Origin of the sequence: Parabacteroides vesiculifaciens (assembly GCF_049860805.1) — a bacterium.
Lineage (GTDB): Bacteria > Bacteroidota > Bacteroidia > Bacteroidales > Tannerellaceae > Parabacteroides.
The window spans coordinates 3144104-3163221 of record NZ_CP187555.1 but is presented as its reverse complement, the minus strand read 5'-3'; the positions used below and the strand labels follow the sequence as shown (position 1 = coordinate 3163221).

Sequence of the window (19118 nt, the reverse complement as noted above, 5' to 3'; positions counted from 1 at the left end):
TAAAAATAATCAATTATGATAACGAGACGTAGTTTTTTGAAGAGAGCGGCAGCCGGTACGGCGATCGCTTCGTTTGGAGGAATTTTACCCGGTTTCAGTGCCCGGAGTTATGCCAATATAGTCGGGGCGAACGAGCGGATAAACGCAGCCGTGATAGGTGTCAATTCGCGTGGAAAAGCGTTGGCGCAGAACTTTGCCAAGCAGCCGAATTGCCAGGTTACGCGCATCTGCGACGTCGATTCGCGCGCCTTGTCCAAATGTATTGCGGCCGTAGATGAAATCACGGGACAGAAGCCTGCCGGAGACAAAGACCTTCGCAAGACCTTCGAGCATAAGGATGTCGATGCCGTCGTGATCGCTATGCCCGACCATTGGCATGCGCCTGCCGCCTTGCTGGCGATGAAGGCGGGAAAGCATGTATATCTGGAAAAACCCTGTAGCCACACTCCGGCGGAAGGCGAGATGCTGGTCGAGGCTGCCAAACGGTATAAACGGGTGGTCCAGATGGGTAACCAGCGCCGTTCGTGGCCGAATATCGTAGAGGCTATCAATGAGATCAAAGCCGGGACAATCGGAAATGTCTATTTCGGCAAATCCTGGTACACGAATAACCGTCCTTCCATCGGGACCGGCAAGGAAACAGGCGTGCCCGAATGGCTCGATTGGGAACTGTGGCAGGGACCGGCTCCGCGCACTGCATACAAAGATAACTTCCTCCACTACAACTGGCATTGGTTCTGGCGTTGGGGAACCGGCGAGGCTTTGAACAACGGGACGCACATGGTCGATCTGCTGCGTTGGGGGATGGATCTCGACTTTCCTACGGCTGTGACCTCTACCGGCGGCCGTTACTATTACAAGGACGACTGGGAAGCGCCCGATACGCAAGTGATCAATCTGGATTTCGGCGGCAAAAAGTCGATGATGTGGGAAGGCCATTGTTGCAATCCGTTCCGCATCGAGGGTGAAGTGGTCGGCCTTTTGTTCTATGGCGAGAAAGCGAACCTGCTGATTGGCGGCGGCAACGAATATAAGATACTGGATCATAAGAACCAGGTGATCAAACACGTGACAAGCAAGATACAGATCGACCCGCGTAACAAGATGAACCCCGCCCAGCAATTAGATGCCCTTCATATCCAGAACTTCTTCGACGGCATCACGAAAGGAACGCCGCTTCATGCCGATATCCTGTCCGGCCATAAGAGCACGTTGCTGGTGCAATTGGGAAATATCGCCCAACGCTCGTCCGAACGCCTGCTGGTCGATCCGTCCGACGGCCATATCCGGAATAAGGAGGCTGCCGGTAAGTATTGGGCCCGTACATATGAAAAAGGTTGGGAGATGAAGTTATGATGGCGACTGCTGACCATACAGCCGATAAGCGGCAGGTGGCGATCGGGATTGCCATTATCGGAGTCGTGTTTTTCATCATCGGCTTCGTGTCGTGGGTGAACTCGATCCTGATCCCTTATTTCCGGATATCCTGTGAGTTGACGAACTATCAGTCCTATTTCGTCACTTTCTCCTTCTACATCGCCTATCTGGTGATGTCGGTTCCTGTAGCCTACCTGCTGAAGCGGACGGGCTATAAGAAAGGAATGATGTACGGTTTCTTCTGTCTGGCTGTCGGCGCCTTGTTGTTCGTGCCGGCCGCGTTGAACCGCGCCTATGGGGTTTTCCTGACCGGCCTGTTTACGATGGGGACGGGGCTTTCTGTCCTGCAGGCTTCGGCAAACCCGTATATCACGATTATCGGGCCGATCGAAAGCGCGGCGCGAAGGATCAGTATTATGGGCGTCTGCAACAAGTTTGCCGGCATCGTCTCGCCCCTGATCTTTGCGGCTGTCGTATTGGGAAAGAGCCAAGACATCTTGCGGGCGGTCGAGGACGGGCTGTTGTCCGGGGCGGATAAGGAAGCGGCCTTAGACGAGTTGATCCGGGGCGTGATCCTGCCTTATAGCGTGTTGGCGCTTTTGTTGGTGGCGATCGGCGTGTTTATCTACCGTTCCGTATTGCCGGATATCAATCCCGAAGATGAGGATGAGAAGGTGGCGGCTGCCAATTCGGATAAGACATCCGTTTTCCAGTTCCCCTATTTAGTGTTGGGCGTGCTGGCGCTGTTCCTGCATGTCGGTACGCAGGTGATCGCGATCGATACGATCATCAGCTATGCCGGCTCGATGGGAGTCGGGTTGTTGGATGCCAAGTTCTTTCCGTCCTATACGTTGGGAGCTACTATTTTAGGCTATATGTTGGGCATCCTGCTGATCCCTAAAGTGGTTTCCCAAAAGAATGCGTTGATCTTCTGTACGGTGTTGGGGCTGGCGCTTTCCTTTGGTGTGGTCTTTGCCGACGTGAATGTCTCTTTCCTGGGGCATGACGCGAATCTGTCCATCTGGTTCTTAGCCTCATTGGGCTTCCCTAATTCGTTGATATACGCGGGTATATGGCCGCATGCGATCCGCGATCTGGGACGGTTCACGAAGATCGGTTCTTCTCTGCTGGTGATGGCGTTGTGTGGAAATGCAATCCTGCCGCTCGTCTACGGCAAAATGGCGGACATGACTTCCCTGCAACAAGGCTACTGGGTACTGATCCCTTGTTTCCTGTACCTGATCTGGTATGCAGTATCAGGTTACCGGATCACACATTGGAGTCGCAACAAATAGGTTTAATAATACGGATGAAAGATCTGTCGGTTCTCTTTTGCCGTCAGCTTCAGCAGACGGCATGGAAAGAGGCAAAACATAACTGGCAAACCATACCGGTAAATCACTTTTCATCCAATCATCAAACAGCTGATTAAATTAAAATGAAAATAGACAATCTATCCATCTATATTTTCCCGGACAGGCAGGCGATGGGGAGGCAAGCTGCCGCCGATGTTTCGGCGGCGATACGGGAGTTGTTGGAGAGGAAAGCGGAGATCGGCATGATCTTCGCTGCCGCTCCTTCGCAAAACGAATTCTTAGCCGCCCTGACCGCCGATCCTTCCATACCTTGGGGACGCGTGAACGCTTTCCACATGGACGAATACATCGGGCTTTCCCCGGACGCCCCGCAAGGTTTCGGTAACTTTCTGAAAGAGCGCCTGTTCGACAGAGTGTCTTTCCGGAACGTGTATTACATCCCGAACGACGCCACCGACCCCGCTGCCGCCATAGCCGGCTATTCCCGCCTGCTGGCCGGTAAAGGAGTCGATATCGTCTGCATGGGAATCGGAGAAAACGGTCATATCGCCTTTAACGATCCGCATGTCGCGGACTTTGCCGATCCCGTACCGATGAAGGTCGTGGAACTCGATCCGCGATGCCGCCGTCAACAGGTGAACGACGGGTGTTTTTCCACCCTTGCGGAAGTCCCCGAACGTGCTTTCACGCTCACGATCCCGGTCTTGATATCCGCCCCTTACACCTTCTGCATCGTCCCCGCCCGCTCGAAAGCCGAGGCCGTCTATAACACGCTCTATGCCGCGGTCAGCGAGCGGAATCCTTCGACTATCCTCCGCCGTAAAGAGAATGCCCGGCTTTATTTAGATGCCGGCAGTGCGTCTCTTCTTCCGGAGGACCGGGCAGGTGAATAAATGAATAACCTTTTAATAATTAAAAGACATGAAACATAGAATTGCATTACTCTTATTAGTCCAGCTTTTCGCCTGGTTCGCTCTTCAGGCACAGGAAGTAATCCGCATAGGCGTGGTCGGGCTCGACACCTCCCATTCAGAGGCCTTTATCCGTCTTCTGAATGCGGCAAACCCGGAACCGCAATACGCAGGCTTCAAGGTCGTGGCTGCCTATCCTTACGGCTCCAGGACTATCGAATCGAGTATGAAACGCATCCCCGAATACACGGAAGGAGCTAAAAAGAATGGCGTGAAGATCACCTCCTCGATAGCCGAACTGCTGAAAACGGTCGATTGCGTCCTGTTGGAGACAAACGACGGGACGCTTCATCTCGAACAAGCCGTGGAAGTCATCAAAAGCGGTAAACCCCTGTTCCTCGACAAGCCCGTTGCCGCCACCTTGCCGGATGCCATCGCCATCTATCGCTTTGCCGAAGAACGGAACGTCCCGATCTTCTCCTCGTCCGCCCTGCGCTACTCGCCCAGAAACCAGGAACTGAGAGCAGGAAAGGAAGGCAAAGTTGTCGGTGCCGACTGCTATTCTCCCTGCACGGAAGAACCTTCGCACGCCGGCTTCTACTGGTACGGTATTCATGGCGTGGAAACGCTTTATACGCTGATGGGAACGGGCTGCGAATCCGTCTCCTGCGTGTCGACCGAAGGAACCGATGTGGCTGTCGGCGTCTGGAAAGACGGGCGTATCGGCACATTCAGAGGCTTGCGTGAAGGCGCCCGCCCTTACGGGGGAACCGCTTTCTGCGAGAAGAAGATGTTTCCCGCAGGCGGTTACGAGGGCTATGGGAAGCTGCTGGAAACGATCCTGACTTTCTTCAAAACCCGCGTTTCGCCTGTCGACAAAGTGGAAACCCTGGAGATCTACACCTTTATGGAAGCCGCTAACGAGAGTAAACGGCAGGGAGGGAAACCTGTGACAATCAAATCCGTATACGATAAAGCTACTAAAGAGGCTCCTATTGTGCGCTGAATTCAGGTAGAAAGTATTAACTTTGCCTTATTATCGCAGGTAAATGATGATTTATCGGTATATTTAAGGTGTCGCTGTAGGGGCGGGTTCTAAACCCGCCCAATTACAACATGTATATTTGTCGATATCGGGCAGGTTTAGAACCTGCCCCCTACAGAACGACAATCATTTCGACAACGATGTCATTCCATCACACCCATAAATCATCATTTACCCCCGAGGAAACCTATAATTAATAATTTATGCAGATCATCCCCAAAGCTAATACACTAAGAAAAGGCGTACTTCTATACCGGGGCATCCGTTACCGCAAAGGCTTCGGGGTGCATTCCCCTTTTGTTTTCAACCTAATCACGAAGGTGATCGAGGAGCGTTGCCAATACTATAGTTTCTATGACATCGAACTGATCCGCAAACAGTTGCTTTTCCAAAATGGCGGGATCACCTATCCCGACCGCCAGCAAAGGGGAAAGATGCGTAGGCGCACGATCGGCCAGATTGTCGAACGGGAGGCGATACGTCCCAAACACGGTGCCCTGCTTTTCCGCCTTACCAACTATTTCAAATCGAAACATATCCTTCAGTTGGGCCCTTCTATGGGCTTGTCCACTTTGTATCTGACTTCATACGCATCCAATCTGAAATGTATCGCCCTGGAAAACGTGCCGGAGTTTGCCTCCATCGCCCGTATCGCTTTCGATAAGGCAGCCCGCAATCCGGTCGACCTGCGTGTCGGAGGGTATAAGGATTTACTCCCGGCAGCCTTGAAAGATATGGAGCAGCTTGATTTCGTCTTTTTCAATACCTTGTATGAACAGCAAAACAACAGCTGGCTGTTTGAAGAATGTCTGAAGCATGTACACGGTGATACGGTCTTTGTCTTCGAAGGCATCAAAGCCAGCCGCAAGATGCGTGAGTTCTGGCAGGAAGTATGCGGACATCCCGAAGTGACGGTGACAATCGACCTGTATTCGATGGGAATCGTGTTTTTTAACAAGAGGCTGCATAAGAAGAATTATATTGTTTATTTCTAAGGAAGAAAAAGAAGTCTCCCGATCGTTTTACCGTTTCCCCGGCAGGGAACTGTCGTTTCCTCGGCGGGGAACTGTCGTTTCCTCGGCAGGGAACTGTCGTTTCCTCGGCAGGGAACTGTCGTTTCCTCGGCAGGGAACTGTCGTTTCCTCGGCAGGGAACTGTCGTTTCCTCGGCAGGGAAACTGTAATGGGTTGGATATCGAATGGTTAGCAGATAGCTGTCGGACAAGGAATGGATAGAAAGAAAATGAAAACAAAATGAGGCTTATCCGTTTTTCTTTTCCGTATAGTTGTTCCGGCCTTAACTGTTATTGGAAGGGGCGTTTGCTTTCCTTGAATTTAACGTAGTTCCGAGAGAACTATACAAAGCTCCAAACTAAAATCGACATACACAACAGCCACTAAAACACAATTGTTAAAAATTGTGTTGGTGTCAGTGCGCGCATAATTAATCAAGTTACCTATTACGCGCGCACAGGCGTGTTTTATACGTACACGAAGCGTTTTCACGCTATCTATATTTATACTTTATTAAGACTGTCTTAACTTTTTTCGACAGTCTCATCACGTCTCACTACGTGAGCCGAAGGCGGTCGCTCGGCGAAGTTTGGGTATACATTCGGGACGCTACGCTACCTCATTTCTACCCAAACTTCGCCTCACTTCCTTTAGGGTTAAACAAAGTAGCCTCACTCCGAAACAACGAAGTGAGGTCTACAGACAGTTCTAAATCAAATGTTCAAATAAGAGAAAAATTTACGAAGTGCTCACCGTCTCGTTATTCTCATCAACGGTAGCCTTCTCTTTAGCGAGCTTTTCTCTGTAAGCTTTCTCTTTAGCTTCATTCCGGGCGTTTTCACGCTCTGAAATCTCACGTGAGAGGGTTGCATAATCCGCGAAATCAAAATCGGGATTATCGGTCGGCAAAACATCGTCAAAATCCTGATCTCTATCAGGGTACTCACCAGAACGAAGACCAGATGAAACAGGCATTCCCATTGCTAACCTGTAAACAAGCTCACGAACTGTAAAACTTTCAGAAGGCTCAACAAGCAAGTCATTACTTACTTTTTCTTGAACCACTTCCGAAGGAACATTGCTATAATTATAAGCGGTAACAAACATAAGCATCCAAAAATCAAAAAAAACAAAACAAAGTACCAAAACATAAACATAACATCATAACATTGGAGTACCATATTTAGGCATCAAACGAAGAGCTTTGACATCTTGATAAATCTGTACCCAAAATTTATCGTCATTAGTATTCGACGTTGCAAAAACACGATTACTCGGGTTACACTCGACAAAAGTAGTATTTAAATTCGGTTGAGACTGGAAAATTCGATTTAAATGCCAAAATGCAAGATTACCACGAAAATCACCGTGAGCCTCAGAGGCCTTGTATTTATATTCAGCATAGCGCGGAGTATAACCAAAAGTACCCTGATTATAAGATTCCTCGGAGGAAAGAAAAAGTTCTTGGTTTTTTATTTCCTGCTCTGACAAATGAGCAAATTCGGGGAAATAGAAATCCATATTGTCGAACTTTGTAAAATCACGAGGAACACCTTGCTGATAACCTGTACGCGGAGTGATGGACATAATACCAATGATATATCCGTGTTCTTCAAAATAATGCTTAAAACCATTATGCGCACCAGCAGAAATACCGTGTCCGGCCATATTTGCCTGCGGTGAAGTCTCATCAGTAGAAGAAGTTTGAAGTACTTCGGAAACAGAAACAGGCATGCGGCCACCACCGAGGAACTGCGGACGCTGCAAACGAGCATCAGAGGAGCGAACGCCAAAGTGGGAGAGGATTTGCTCAATATAACGAGAACCACCACGAGCATTACGTTCAAACCAACGTTGAAGAGCATTCGAAGTACGAAGGTCATTGATATTGACACCGAGTTCATCAATATTGACCTTAAGGGTTCCATTAGGGTCAAATTCGGGAGCACGATTATTCGAACCACCGGAATTAGCAGCACCAACTAAATAACCATCTTTACCACCATCATAGTCCTTAGTGACAACTCGAGCATTATAAAAATCTCCTTGGTCCCAATTACGACCATAAGCATCTATCCAATTCTGACGTAATTCACCATTACTATCATTTTGATAAATAACATCAACACTCTGTCCAGAACCTTGAATAGGAACAGTAACTTCGGGGCCACGTTGTAACCAAGGAAGAGCGGATGTAAAATAATCCTTTTCCCAAGCTCGCCGACGGAGAGTTAACAACCGAGTGATCTCATTACCATCTGTAATATTTCCAGAAGATAAAAGAAAATCAACAGGGTCAGTTAAATTTTGATCACGATAATACTCGTTATAAATAAGCTGATAAGCACGAAAAGGAAGTGCAGAAACTGCAAAACCATTAGGAGCCTTCACACCATTTGCAGGAGGATTCTTAGAATTAGAAGTACCAACAGACTGAAGAGACGGCAAACCGAGATAGTCCCAAAGAGATGAGTCTCCAAAGTCAGCAAGGTCCATGATAGGAATACTATCATTTAATTGAATTTTCGGGAAAACAGGTTTTTGTTCACCATCAATACCTTGAGTAATAAATGTTTCCCATTCGTCCCAAAGGAGACGATTAGGGACAAAGAAATAATGTGTAAACACATTTACACGATGCATCATAGGAGCAACAAGCGGAGCCAAACGCACCAGCATTTCAGTATTCACACGAAATTTATCACCAGGAACAACAGGGTTACACATGATAGGAACAAGTTCACCCATGTTCATTGTAACCTTAGATTCATATGAAAGATCAAAAGCGTTTCTTTTAGGACGCTTCATTCTGATCGAGTTAAAAATATTTGCCATTTTACATTTTACATCTTAAACGTTCATTCATTCTATTCTCATATTCCTCTGTTTGCTCGAGCTTCATGAGATCAGTGAGAACACCATCCTTTGTACCGGGAGAGCAACAAAAATGAACCCATTCGTCATACATTTTGTTGCGGAAAAATTCCTCACGCATCTCCTTAAGAAAAGCCTTCATATCATCATCATAAAGTTTGTCGGCATAATAACGTGGCATAGCCAATTTATAGCCTGACCAAGCACGAACATAATCACGAGGATGTTTACGGTAGAAATCAATAATATCGGCCTTCATAAAACCAAAACCGATACCAGGATTCCGAGAACACAGCATAAACGGCTTGTACTTTTTCTCATCCTTTAAAACAGACGGAACCATAGATTTTTCATACATATACTTACAGACATAAGCAATCTCTTTTACCGTAAGCGGGTGGGCCTGTACAAAACCGTTTTGCCAACATTCGGCGAGTAAATCACCAGCTTTCTTGCCAGTGAAGGGAAAGCCAAAAAGTATCATATGATAGTGAGGTCGGCCGCCTTTGGCGCCATATTCAGAGGTAACAAAATACCTCATTTTATAATCCTCATATTTCTTTCGAAGCCGTTTCATAAATAATTGTACATCACGCTTAGATACCACGGCTACATTACACTGAAATAGGTCACTACCAATTCGTTCTATAGGTAAATGTTCATCATCATAAGTTAAAGTGACAAACAAGGAGAACGGATACTCTTTAGCTTCCGCCTGTAATCTATATACCCAAGATTGGCGTTTATTCTGCCGACAGTTTACACACCAACCACAAGGCACTTTAGATTCAACACTGGCGAGATACATAGGATGAAGACACTTAGCCATTTAAAGCCGGAGTATCATCCTTACCAAAAATAGTCTTAACAGCATCTATGACCGTTTCAAGAACTACGAGCAGGATTTTCCAAACAGGTTTCATAAGCGAATACCTCCTCTACTTACACGATAACTACGAATCCTGCGTCTACGACTACGGCCGAGAAATCCACGTCTACGGCCTCTGCTTCTTCTACGTCTCATAAAATAATTTATTTGGGGTTAAACATTTTATCCAAACGGTCATCAGAAAGAGAAGCAGCCAAACGAGCAGCAAATTCACGAGCCACTTCAATAGCTGTTTTTCCATTACCAATAACACGTTCAAGATGATACCTAAATGCATTAATATCATTATCCTGTTTAAGCTTGCGAAGACCCTCCATAACGGAAGAATATTCAGCCTGTGAAAGCCTAACCTTATTATCAAACAAAGCACGATCGAGCTCATATTGCAAAACCTTACGATTCGCATCAGTCCAAGAACCAGCATTGCGAGCCTCTGCGAGATTTTTCTCTGCTATAGCACGATCGATCGAAACATCACGAAGCTGACGAGCCAAATTAAGGTCAAAACCAGAACGAGCAGTAGACATTGCAATATTGCCCTGTCGAATACCTTCGGTACGTGCCTGTTCACGAATGAGCTTATTTTGAGCCTCCATATTTTCAACCTGTGCTTTATTCTGCCGAGCTGCCATGTACATAGAAGCAGCATCCGAAAGACCAAGATTCCAGCCACGGTAGGGCTCCATGTGAGCACGCTGAATTTTCGCAGGTTCATACTGCGGAGCTGAACCAGCGCTATTGCCAGTAACACCATTACCATAAACAAGATTGGGATTAAGGCCAGCCTGCCGAAGACGGGACATTTGCGCAGTAGGTGCGTTATACGCATTCTGCATGTTCCACATCTCCAAATTGCGAGCGTAAGCACGCTCATTCTCAGCCGTCTGCCAATTGTTTTGATATTTGGCAAGCTCCATATTTTGAATGTTAGCCTTACGCTGTGAGGACATTCCAATTAAAGAACTACCAAGAGCGCCAAGACCACCAATTATTGCAGCACCAATAGCCATAATTAACTAAGTTTTAAAGATTCCAAATAATAAGCAGTTATATCAACTATCTCGAGATCAATAGCCAAAAGAGTTACCAATTTTCTACCAGCGGTATGGGCTTGAATCATATCACGGGCGGCAAATTGAATAGAACGAAAATGCTCAATTCTTTGAGTATCAACATACTGAACATGAAAATAGAACTGTTTCATAATTGTGTAATTAAAAGTTACTGTAGTTCCGAGAGAACTACAGTACCAGTGTTGAAAGAAAAATGTATTAAAATGAAATTTTTTTTCTTTTTTCAACTAGGGATGCCGTCTTGTGAACTGTTAGTATTATGTAAGCGTAAGTAAAAAAGATGAAAATGGATAGGGAAATGCTATATAAATTCTTTGAAGGAACGGCTTCTTATGAAGAAGAAGTTCGGATCCGGCAATGGATGGAACATTCCCCGGAAAACAGACGCGAATTCCTGAAAGAGAGAAAGATATTCGATTCGATGTTGCTTCTTGGCGATGAAAAAACGATTGAAGAAAAGAAGCGGAACAGGTCCTGGAACTTAAGTTCTCTCGGAACTGAGTTAATCAAGGTTGCAGCAGTTGTCGCTGTCACATTGGGACTTAGCTTCTTATATCAATTTGTTTCGGATAAGAACAGAGACGTGCCGATGCAGTCCATTTACGTCCCTACCGGACAACGGGTGAACATAACGCTGTCGGACGGGACGAATGTCTGGCTGAATGCCCGGACGAAGATCGTTTATCCGGCTGTGTTCGACAACTCAATACGTCAGGTAACGGTAGACGGAGAAGCCTATTTCGATGTTGCCAAGGATAAGAAAAGACCTTTTGTCGTGGAGACGGGCAAATGCAATATGGAAGTGCTGGGAACAAAGTTCAACGTGGAAGGCTATTCCGATAAAGACGATTTCGAGGTTACGCTGATGGAAGGAAGCGTGCGGGTAGCCTCCCGTATAGGTCTGGGAGATACATTGACGTTGAAGCCGGACAGTAAGGCTTGCCTGCAAAAGGACGGCAGACTGAAAGTCATTCCGGTCGACGATTACAACCCCTATCGCTGGAAAGAAGGGTTGATTTGTTTCCGGAACGAATCATTCCTTTCGATTATGAATGATCTGGAGAAATATTTCGGAGTCAGCATAGTTGTTGAGAATAAAAATGTATTGAAATATTATTTCACGGGAAAGTTCAGGCAGGCGGACGGTATCGACTACGCGTTGAGGGTCTTGCAGAGGGATATTCGCTTCAAATATGAACGGGACGATGAAAATCAAATTATTTATATCAGATAAACACAAGTGATAAAAGATCAGAAATAAAAAACACAATAATTAGTATTAACCTTATAAATAGTAAGAGACATGAAAACAAACAGTCAATAACAGAAAAATGCCGGCAAGCGCTGGGGGGCATTTACCGGCATTCCAATCAACACAATTTTTTTAAAATTCATTGTATCAACTTCAAATCAGTTACAAAGGTATGAAAAAAAACTTTTTGTCGGGAGGATATTATCCGAAAACCCCGTCAGGTAAAAAAATCTTGAGAACTATGCGAATATCCACATTCCTATTGGGAGCCTGTGTATTCTGTTCGTATGCTGAAAATTCGCATTCACAGAACGCCCGGGTTAGTATTAACAAGAACAATACTCAGTTGGAAAAGATTCTGAATGAGATTGAAAGTCAGACAGATTACTTGTTTATCTATAATAACCAGGTAAATGTTAACCGGAAGGTTTCGGTGAAAGCAAAAACGAAGCCTGTTTCCGAGGTATTGGATAACCTGTTTAAAAATGAGGGGATCGAATATGAAATGGAAGGAACTCACATTATCCTATCCTCTAAGAGCCGGGATGCGATCGCTGCCGTTAAACAACAAACACAAACAGTGACAGGCCGGATCGTCGATAATAACGGCGAAGCGATCATTGGGGCGAATGTGGTGGTGAAAGGCACTACAAATGGTACGGTTACCGATATAGATGGTAACTTCTCTATCGAGGCTGATCCTAAATCGGTTTTGAATATTTCTTATATTGGTTACTTGTCAAAAGAGATCGTTGTCGGTAACCAGAAAACAATCAATGTCGTATTATTGGAAGATACGAAAACGCTGGACGAAGTTGTCGTGATCGGGTATGGTACGCAGAAAAAGGCGGACTTGACCGGTTCCGTAGCCAATGTCAGCACGGACGATTTGAATACGCAGAGCAACACGACTATCGGGCAGGCCTTGCAAGGTAAGATTGCCGGTGTGGATATCGTTTCGCAGGGAGGTGCGCCGGGCGGTAGTACCCGTGTCATGGTCCGTGGTATCGGAACGTTGAACAACTCGTCTCCTTTGTATATCGTGGACGGTATGTATATGAGTGGAATCGATCATATCAACCCGAACGATATCGCCAGTATCGACGTGTTGAAAGATGCTTCTTCGTCCGCTATCTACGGTTCACGTGCTGCCAACGGTGTCATCATCGTGACGACGAAAGAGGGTAGCAATACCGAGGGGAAACCGATCATCGACCTTTCGGCCAATGTCGGAGTCAGCTCGCCATCCAAATATTTGGATTTGTTGGATGCTGCCGGATGGGCGGAAGTGACGACTGTTTCCAGAAAAGCGGCAGGAATGAACCCGCTCGAAATGGCGACGGATTTGGCTTCCAAGCCGGACAATGATTGGCAGAGCCTGATGTTCAGCCCGGCCTTGATGCAGAATTATAACTTGTCGGTGAAAGGCGGTGGAAAATATTCTACCTATTATAATAGTGTGGGCTATACGAACCAGGACGGTGTGATGAAGGGAACGAATTACCAGCGTTACACGTTGCAGAGCAAGCAGGACTTCAAGAAAGGTATTTTCTCGGCAGGAACGAATATCGTCCTGACTTATAACCAGGATAAACCGCTGCTTTCGGAAGTTCGCGGAGGATATGTCGGCCATACGATACAAGCGATTCCGACACTTGAACAATATGACGCGAACCAGACAGGCGGTTATGGCGCTCTGTATGGCGACGTCGTAAACCTCTATAACCCGTTAGGCATGGTGGATGATAATCTGATGAACCGTTATAGCGAAAACGTGAAAATTTATGCCAATGCTTATGTTTCCGTTGAGTTTATGAAGGGTTTGAAATATAAATTGAATTTGACTCCCGATTTCCAGTTCTACCGTTACAACAGCTATCTGGGCTTGTATGATTACGGATTGAATAAAAACGATATCACGCAGGTGACGGAACAGCAGACCCGGACTCGCAACGTGCTGGTTGAAAACTTGTTGACTTTCGATCGTACTTTCGGTGATCACAAAATATCGGTTCTTGCCGGTTATACTTACCAGGATTCCCGGTATCGTTATATGCAGGGATCAGGACAAGGCATGCCTACCGGAATCAAGGAGATAGATGCTGCCGCCCAAGGATTGGCTGTAAGCGGCAATTCAAACCGTAGCGTGTTGACTTCAATCTTAGGCCGTGCGTTCTATTCTTACAAGAACCGCTATCTGTTGACGGCTACTATCCGTCGTGACGGTTCTTCCAAGTTCGGATCTAACAATCGGTATGGTAATTTCCCGTCGTTCTCTGCCGGATGGAATATCGCGGAGGAAGATTTTGTGAAGAATAGCGTGTCTTGGCTGGACCAGTTGAAACTGAGAGGTGGTTATGGTGTGCTGGGTAATCAGGAAATAGACAATTACCAATATGTATCAGTCGTGACAACTGGTATTAACTACCCGGATGGAAAGAGCGGATTGATACAGGGTGCTTTCCCGAAAACGTTTGCCAACCCGGATATCAAATGGGAGGAAACTGCAATGACGAATGTCGGTATCGACTTCATGGCTTTGCGCAATCGTTTGACGTTGACTGCCGACTGGTATGTGAAGAATACGAAAGACATTTTGTTGAATGTCCCGATTCCTATATCGTCCGGTGGTGCGAATGATCCGATCCAGAATGCCGGTAAGATCCGGAACCAGGGTTTTGAATTTAATATCGGATGGAATGAATCGCTGAATAAAGATTTGTCTTATGGCGTAAGTTTCTTAGGAACTTATAATAAGAACGAAGTGATTGCCTTGGGAGAAGGGATGCAACCGATTGAAAGCGGTACGATTCATAACGGAACGTACACAAGTAGAACATTAGCCGGTTATCCTATCGGTGGTTTCTGGCTGATCCCGACCGACGGTTATTTCAACAGCACGGAGGAAGTACAGGCTTACCAGAAGGACGGTGTCTTGATTCAGCCGAGTGCTGAACCGGGCGATATCCGTTTCAAAGATACGAACAACGATGGTACGATCAATGACGATGACCGTGTGTATAGCGGTAGTCCGTTCCCGAAATTTACCTATTCGATCAATGGTAACATTACTTATAAGAATGTGGACTTCTCCATCGGGTTCCAGGGAGTTGCCGGTAATAAAATTTATAATGCGACCCGGTTGGAATTGACGGATGTCACGCGTGGCACGAATTATCTGGCGAGCACTTTAGACTATTGGACACCGGAAAATCATAACGCGTCCCAGCCCCGTCTGATCTGGACCGACCCGAACCGGAACGCCCGTTCCGAATCCGATCGTTACCTGGAAAACGGCTCTTATTTCCGTCTGAGAAACCTGCAAGTAGGTTATACGTTGCCTGTAGCCTGGTTCCACGGCTTTGTTCAGAAAGCCCGCGTGTATGTCAATGCAGAAAACCTCTTTACGATTACTTCTTATTCGGGTTATACGCCGGACGTAAACTCTTCAAATGTATATTCCCGTGGTTTCGACGAATTTATATATCCCTCCAACCGTACATTTATGTTGGGTTTGAACGTAACATTTTAAATAAAGCAATTATATGAAACGAATATATCTATATTTTATATTTTGTGCAATGGCTGTTGTCGGCTTGTGCACATCATGTGACGCCCAATTGGAACAAATAAATCCGAACAAGGCGACGGAAGATACTTTCTGGAAGAACGAAGCTGATTTCGAGTTAGCTTTGACCTCTTGCTATACTCCTTTGAAGAATGCGCTGAACGGCGGATATTATGGAACTCGCGGAGTCATGATGCGTATTGCGCGTGCCGACGAAGTGGAGTTCAGGAATGATATCACTGAAGTTTTCCAAGCCTGCTATTTCACCAATACGAATGGCAACACACTGTCGCAGGGAATGTTCTACCAGTTCTATAATGCTTTGTACCGGACGAACTCGATCATGCAGAAGCTGGAAGAAAAACAAGGAGATTTTTCCGAAGAATTTATCAATAAAGTGAAAGGCGAATGTCTGTTTATACGTGGATTTTATCTGTTCCAGTTGGGTAAGGAGTTTAAGGACGCGCCTTTGCGCCTGACTGCTTCACAGTCTCCGTCTACTTTCCCGTTGGAAAAATCTTCACAGGCCGAGATCTGGGCGCAGGCCGAACAGGACCTGATTACGGCTGCTTCTTTGCTGCCGGTGACGAATGATGTTATCGGCAAACCTACCAAAGGTGCTGCTTATGCTGTCTTAGGCAAGATATATGTGTATGAAGAAGATTTCGATAAGGCGATCGATGTGTTGGAACCTCTGACGCAGTCTCCTTATACTTATCGCCTGGTCGAAGATTTCTCATGGAACTTTGACGATACGCATGAGAACAACGTCGAAAGCATTTTCGAATTACTGATGGAACCGGTCGGCGGTACCGATATCTGGGGAGACGGTGAAAATATCAACTCTACTCAGACGAACACTCGTCCGAAAGAATATGCAGCTCCTGAGGCCAGTGGCTGGTACGAGGCCAATCCTACCCAGCAGATGATGAATATCTTCCTGAAAGAAAAGGATAAGGATGGCAATTATGATTATCGTGCCCGCTCGTCTGTAGCATGGGATTATGACGGTTGCATGTATTATCTGAAGCCTTTCCGCCAAATCTTTAATGAAGAAAAATGGAATACGTATTGGATTTTGAAATATCAAAACTGGAATACGGCTGAATCGGAAGCCGATCCTCCTATGTCAGTCATCAACGAGCGTGCAATCCGTTATGCCGACGTCCTTCTTTTGCTTTCTGAATCGTACCTGCGCAGTACCGGCAAACAGGATCTGGCGAAAGCGATCGGTTACCTGAATCAGATCCGCGAACGTGCGAACCTGAATCCGTATAGTGGCCCGCAGACCTATGACGGAATTTTCGAAGATCTCGAACATCAGCGTGCCGTGGAGTTCTTTGTCGAAGGAGAACGTTTCTACGACTTGCGCCGGTGGGGGTTGTTGGAAACCCGTATGCAGACTTGTAATGAGAACCGTTACAAACAGCTGAATACCGGAAAAGTCGGCGATACGAACCGTTATTACTATTATCCGATACCGGCGAAGGAAATCTCGGCAAATCCGTTGTGTACACCGAACGAAGGTTGGTAATTAGAGGTATTTTTTAATAGGTATTATCTTTATGGGTCGGCTGTAATGGTGTCTAACGTATCATGGCCGGCCCTTTTCTTATCGATTCGTTAGGTCTTGTTCCCTTGTAAATGTATCTTTGGAAAAAATATGTATATCATGAAAATACAGCTATTTGTGATCAGTCTGTTGCTTGCGGCAAGCAGTCTCCATGCCCGTAGCTTGGATAAGGCGTTCCGGCTGTTGCCCCAACCCCAATCGGTCGAGGTGCTTCCGGGGAAAGGAATTCTATATTCGGATTTGAAGTTTGTCTCGGCCGCACCCGGCACACCTGTTCCCGTATTGGGAGCGTTGACGGATGTCCTTCCCCGTGCCGGACGTGCGGGAAAAGGATTGTTCCTGCAACTGTCCGGACAGCACGTGCCCGATTCGCCTGAAGGATATGTCCTGGAAGTGAATAATAAAGGGGTGACGGTGACGGCCCGTACGGAAGCCGGACTCTTTTACGGTTGCCAGACGTTGGAACAGTTGTTGGAAGACAGCCGCGATTTCGGGCGGGAGATCCCGCAGATGAAGATCACCGATTATCCGGCCATTGCCTACCGCGCTGTTCATCTCGACACGAAGCATCATCTGGATCGGATGGACTATTACTATCGGATGGTCGATCGGTTGGCGCGCTATAAGGTGAATGCGGTTATCTGGGAACTGGAAGACAAGCTCCGTTTCACCCGCCGTCCGGAAATAGGTGCTCCGAATGCGATCAGCAAGCAGGAGATGCAGGCGCTCTGCCGGTATGCGAAGGAACGGAATGTGGAGATCAGCCCGCTTGTGCAGGGACTCGGCCATGCCGGTTTTATCCTGAAGCATCACTGGGAATTGCGCGAGAATCCGGCGAGCGACTGGGAGTTCTGTCCGTCCGATCCGCGTACCTACGAGGTGCAGTTCGACCTCTACTTAGATGCGATCGAAGCGATGCCGTACGGCAAATACCTGCATGTCGGAGGCGATGAGATCACGGCAATCGGTATCGACGAACGTTGCAAGGCGACCGGCAAGACGGCTTTCGAATTGCAGATGATCTGGTTGAAGAAAGTCTGTCGGTTCGCAGTCGAACATGGGCGCATTCCGATCTTCTGGGATGATATGCCGTTGAAATATGCCGGGATCTGGGAACTGGCGTTAAGCGATAAAACCGAAGAGGAAGTGGCGAAAGTCTGGAATACCGATAAGCTGGATAAGGCGATCGATCTTTTCCCGAAAGAATGCGTGTATATGCGCTGGAAATATGAAGATGCGACGACGCCTGCCCATCGCCGCCTTTTGAAATGGTATCATGATAAGGGACTGAAGGTGATGGGAGCGACGGCTGCTTCTGCCGGCGACTCGCCTTTCTTGCCGCGTCGGAATACCCGTTCGGAATATGTGAAAGGATTCAGCCAGTTGGTTTCCGACAATCATCTGGAGGGAATATTGGCGACAGCCTGGGACGATGGCTCGCCGCACATGGAAACGGTTTGGCGAGGTCTCATTGCGCAAGGGGAGTTCGGCTGGAATCCGTCGGCACGGGATATCGCGACTTTTAAGAAAGTACATGCACAGCGCGAATACGGTTTCCGCCCGGAGGATAACCGGATGGAATTTCTCGACGAACTGGAAAAGGCGATCTTTTTCTTCGATAGCGCATTGGTGACTTCCGGTCACCGCAATCCGGCTTGGGGCACGTCCGGCTTTACCCTGATCGGGTTGCCCGACAAGGCGAATCCGGGTGCATGGAGCGAACTGTATAAAGATAAAATTGCGCAGGCAAAGATCGAAGCCGGCCGCTATGAGAAGATTGCCGAAGGAATCCGGACGGCGGAGGCAGAGGCGTTGCGCAACCGCTATGCGTTGCAGGTCTACGAGCAAACGAATAACCTGCAAAACTATCCGGTACGCCTGATCCTGACGTTGAACGCTTATGACACGGCAAAGGACGATGCAGCCCGGAAAGCGGCTTTGGAGAAGGTCGCAGAGGTATGCGATTATTTCGAAGTCATGCGCTCTGACCTGGAATCGGTCTATTCCGAAACCCGTTTCATGGAGCAGCCCGAAGGCTTCATCTCCGACCTGAACCATCATAATCATTTGGCATCGAAAACGAACAATAGTGACTGGTGGTATTATTACGAGATTCCGATGGTGAAGAAAGTACGCGCGTGGATGAAATAGTCGTACAGAATGACCAAAAAAATATTTTGGCCTCATTGAAGTACTACGACGAAAACGGATGATCCGTTTAATGAGA

The 19118-nt window shown here is 47.0% G+C and carries 14 protein-coding genes; 9 read left to right on the top strand and 5 right to left on the bottom strand.

Annotated elements, in window-relative coordinates; translation table 11 throughout:
- The first annotated feature begins 15 nt into the window (after positions 1 to 15).
- From ACPYIV_RS12870 to ACPYIV_RS12850, 5 genes are all read left to right on the top strand, one after another.
- A complete protein-coding gene (locus ACPYIV_RS12870) occupies positions 16 to 1356 on the top strand; it encodes a Gfo/Idh/MocA family oxidoreductase (protein WP_293740250.1) in 1341 nt (446 codons plus the stop codon).
- Complete coding sequence (locus tag ACPYIV_RS12865) at positions 1356 to 2672, top strand: sugar MFS transporter (protein WP_425886521.1); 1317 nt, start codon at positions 1356 to 1358, stop codon at positions 2670 to 2672. The genes ACPYIV_RS12870 and ACPYIV_RS12865 overlap by 1 nt, the downstream gene beginning before the upstream one ends.
- A gap of 143 nt (positions 2673 to 2815) precedes the next feature.
- On the top strand, positions 2816 to 3586 hold the full coding sequence (locus ACPYIV_RS12860; RefSeq protein ID WP_425883347.1) for a glucosamine-6-phosphate deaminase: 771 nt from the start codon (positions 2816 to 2818) through the stop codon (positions 3584 to 3586).
- A gap of 28 nt (positions 3587 to 3614) precedes the next feature.
- Entirely contained in the window at positions 3615 to 4610 is a 996-nt protein-coding gene (locus ACPYIV_RS12855; RefSeq protein ID WP_293732086.1) for a Gfo/Idh/MocA family protein, read from the top strand.
- 242 nt (positions 4611 to 4852) lie between these two features.
- Entirely contained in the window at positions 4853 to 5644 is a 792-nt protein-coding gene (locus ACPYIV_RS12850; protein WP_293734040.1) for an O-methyltransferase, read from the top strand.
- A gap of 756 nt (positions 5645 to 6400) precedes the next feature.
- Here the strand turns inward: ACPYIV_RS12850 and ACPYIV_RS12845 are convergent.
- The 5 genes from ACPYIV_RS12845 to ACPYIV_RS12825 all read right to left on the bottom strand — a co-directional run bounded on the left by ACPYIV_RS12845 (position 6401) and on the right by ACPYIV_RS12825 (position 10629).
- Positions 6401 to 6769, bottom strand: coding sequence for a hypothetical protein (locus tag ACPYIV_RS12845; protein ID WP_425883344.1), 369 nt, complete (start codon positions 6767 to 6769; stop codon positions 6401 to 6403).
- Positions 6770 to 6823: 54 nt separating this feature from the next.
- Positions 6824 to 8470, bottom strand: a complete 1647-nt coding sequence (locus ACPYIV_RS12840) for a major capsid protein (RefSeq protein ID WP_425883342.1) — start codon at positions 8468 to 8470, stop codon at positions 6824 to 6826.
- Positions 8471 to 8498: 28 nt separating this feature from the next.
- On the bottom strand, positions 8499 to 9365 hold the full coding sequence (locus ACPYIV_RS12835) for a rolling circle replication-associated protein (RefSeq protein ID WP_425883340.1): 867 nt from the start codon (positions 9363 to 9365) through the stop codon (positions 8499 to 8501).
- Between the two features lie 203 nt (positions 9366 to 9568).
- Entirely contained in the window at positions 9569 to 10435 is an 867-nt protein-coding gene (locus ACPYIV_RS12830) for a hypothetical protein (protein WP_425883338.1), read from the bottom strand.
- Positions 10436 to 10437: 2 nt separating this feature from the next.
- The gene (locus ACPYIV_RS12825; RefSeq protein WP_425883336.1) at positions 10438 to 10629 is read right to left on the bottom strand and encodes a hypothetical protein; all 192 of its coding nucleotides are present in this window, start codon (positions 10627 to 10629) and stop codon (positions 10438 to 10440) included.
- Between the two features lie 155 nt (positions 10630 to 10784).
- Here ACPYIV_RS12825 and ACPYIV_RS12820 point away from each other — a divergent pair, with 155 nt between their 5' ends.
- From ACPYIV_RS12820 to ACPYIV_RS12805, 4 genes are all read left to right on the top strand, one after another.
- A complete protein-coding gene (locus ACPYIV_RS12820) occupies positions 10785 to 11732 on the top strand; it encodes a FecR family protein (protein WP_293734041.1) in 948 nt (315 codons plus the stop codon).
- A gap of 259 nt (positions 11733 to 11991) precedes the next feature.
- The gene (locus tag ACPYIV_RS12815) at positions 11992 to 15282 is read left to right on the top strand and encodes a TonB-dependent receptor (protein WP_425883333.1); all 3291 of its coding nucleotides are present in this window, start codon (positions 11992 to 11994) and stop codon (positions 15280 to 15282) included.
- Positions 15283 to 15295: 13 nt separating this feature from the next.
- The gene (locus tag ACPYIV_RS12810; RefSeq protein ID WP_293734043.1) at positions 15296 to 16852 is read left to right on the top strand and encodes a RagB/SusD family nutrient uptake outer membrane protein; all 1557 of its coding nucleotides are present in this window, start codon (positions 15296 to 15298) and stop codon (positions 16850 to 16852) included.
- Positions 16853 to 16990: 138 nt separating this feature from the next.
- The gene (locus ACPYIV_RS12805; RefSeq protein ID WP_425883331.1) at positions 16991 to 19042 is read left to right on the top strand and encodes a beta-N-acetylhexosaminidase; all 2052 of its coding nucleotides are present in this window, start codon (positions 16991 to 16993) and stop codon (positions 19040 to 19042) included.
- Positions 19043 to 19118: the final 76 nt, after the last annotated feature.

Coding starts and splice junctions, on each gene's coding strand:
- ACPYIV_RS12870 (WP_293740250.1), top strand. CDS start 16: ATGATAACGAGACGTAGTTTTTTGAAGAGAGCGGCAGCCGGTACGGCG.
- ACPYIV_RS12865 (WP_425886521.1), top strand. CDS start 1,356: ATGGCGACTGCTGACCATACAGCCGATAAGCGGCAGGTGGCGATCGGG.
- ACPYIV_RS12860 (WP_425883347.1), top strand. CDS start 2,816: ATGAAAATAGACAATCTATCCATCTATATTTTCCCGGACAGGCAGGCG.
- ACPYIV_RS12855 (WP_293732086.1), top strand. CDS start 3,615: ATGAAACATAGAATTGCATTACTCTTATTAGTCCAGCTTTTCGCCTGG.
- ACPYIV_RS12850 (WP_293734040.1), top strand. CDS start 4,853: ATGCAGATCATCCCCAAAGCTAATACACTAAGAAAAGGCGTACTTCTA.
- ACPYIV_RS12845 (WP_425883344.1), bottom strand. CDS start 6,769: ATGTTTGTTACCGCTTATAATTATAGCAATGTTCCTTCGGAAGTGGTT.
- ACPYIV_RS12840 (WP_425883342.1), bottom strand. CDS start 8,470: ATGAAGCGTCCTAAAAGAAACGCTTTTGATCTTTCATATGAATCTAAG.
- ACPYIV_RS12835 (WP_425883340.1), bottom strand. CDS start 9,365: ATGGCTAAGTGTCTTCATCCTATGTATCTCGCCAGTGTTGAATCTAAA.
- ACPYIV_RS12830 (WP_425883338.1), bottom strand. CDS start 10,435: ATGGCTATTGGTGCTGCAATAATTGGTGGTCTTGGCGCTCTTGGTAGT.
- ACPYIV_RS12825 (WP_425883336.1), bottom strand. CDS start 10,629: ATGAAACAGTTCTATTTTCATGTTCAGTATGTTGATACTCAAAGAATT.
- ACPYIV_RS12820 (WP_293734041.1), top strand. CDS start 10,785: ATGGATAGGGAAATGCTATATAAATTCTTTGAAGGAACGGCTTCTTAT.
- ACPYIV_RS12815 (WP_425883333.1), top strand. CDS start 11,992: ATGCGAATATCCACATTCCTATTGGGAGCCTGTGTATTCTGTTCGTAT.
- ACPYIV_RS12810 (WP_293734043.1), top strand. CDS start 15,296: ATGAAACGAATATATCTATATTTTATATTTTGTGCAATGGCTGTTGTC.
- ACPYIV_RS12805 (WP_425883331.1), top strand. CDS start 16,991: ATGAAAATACAGCTATTTGTGATCAGTCTGTTGCTTGCGGCAAGCAGT.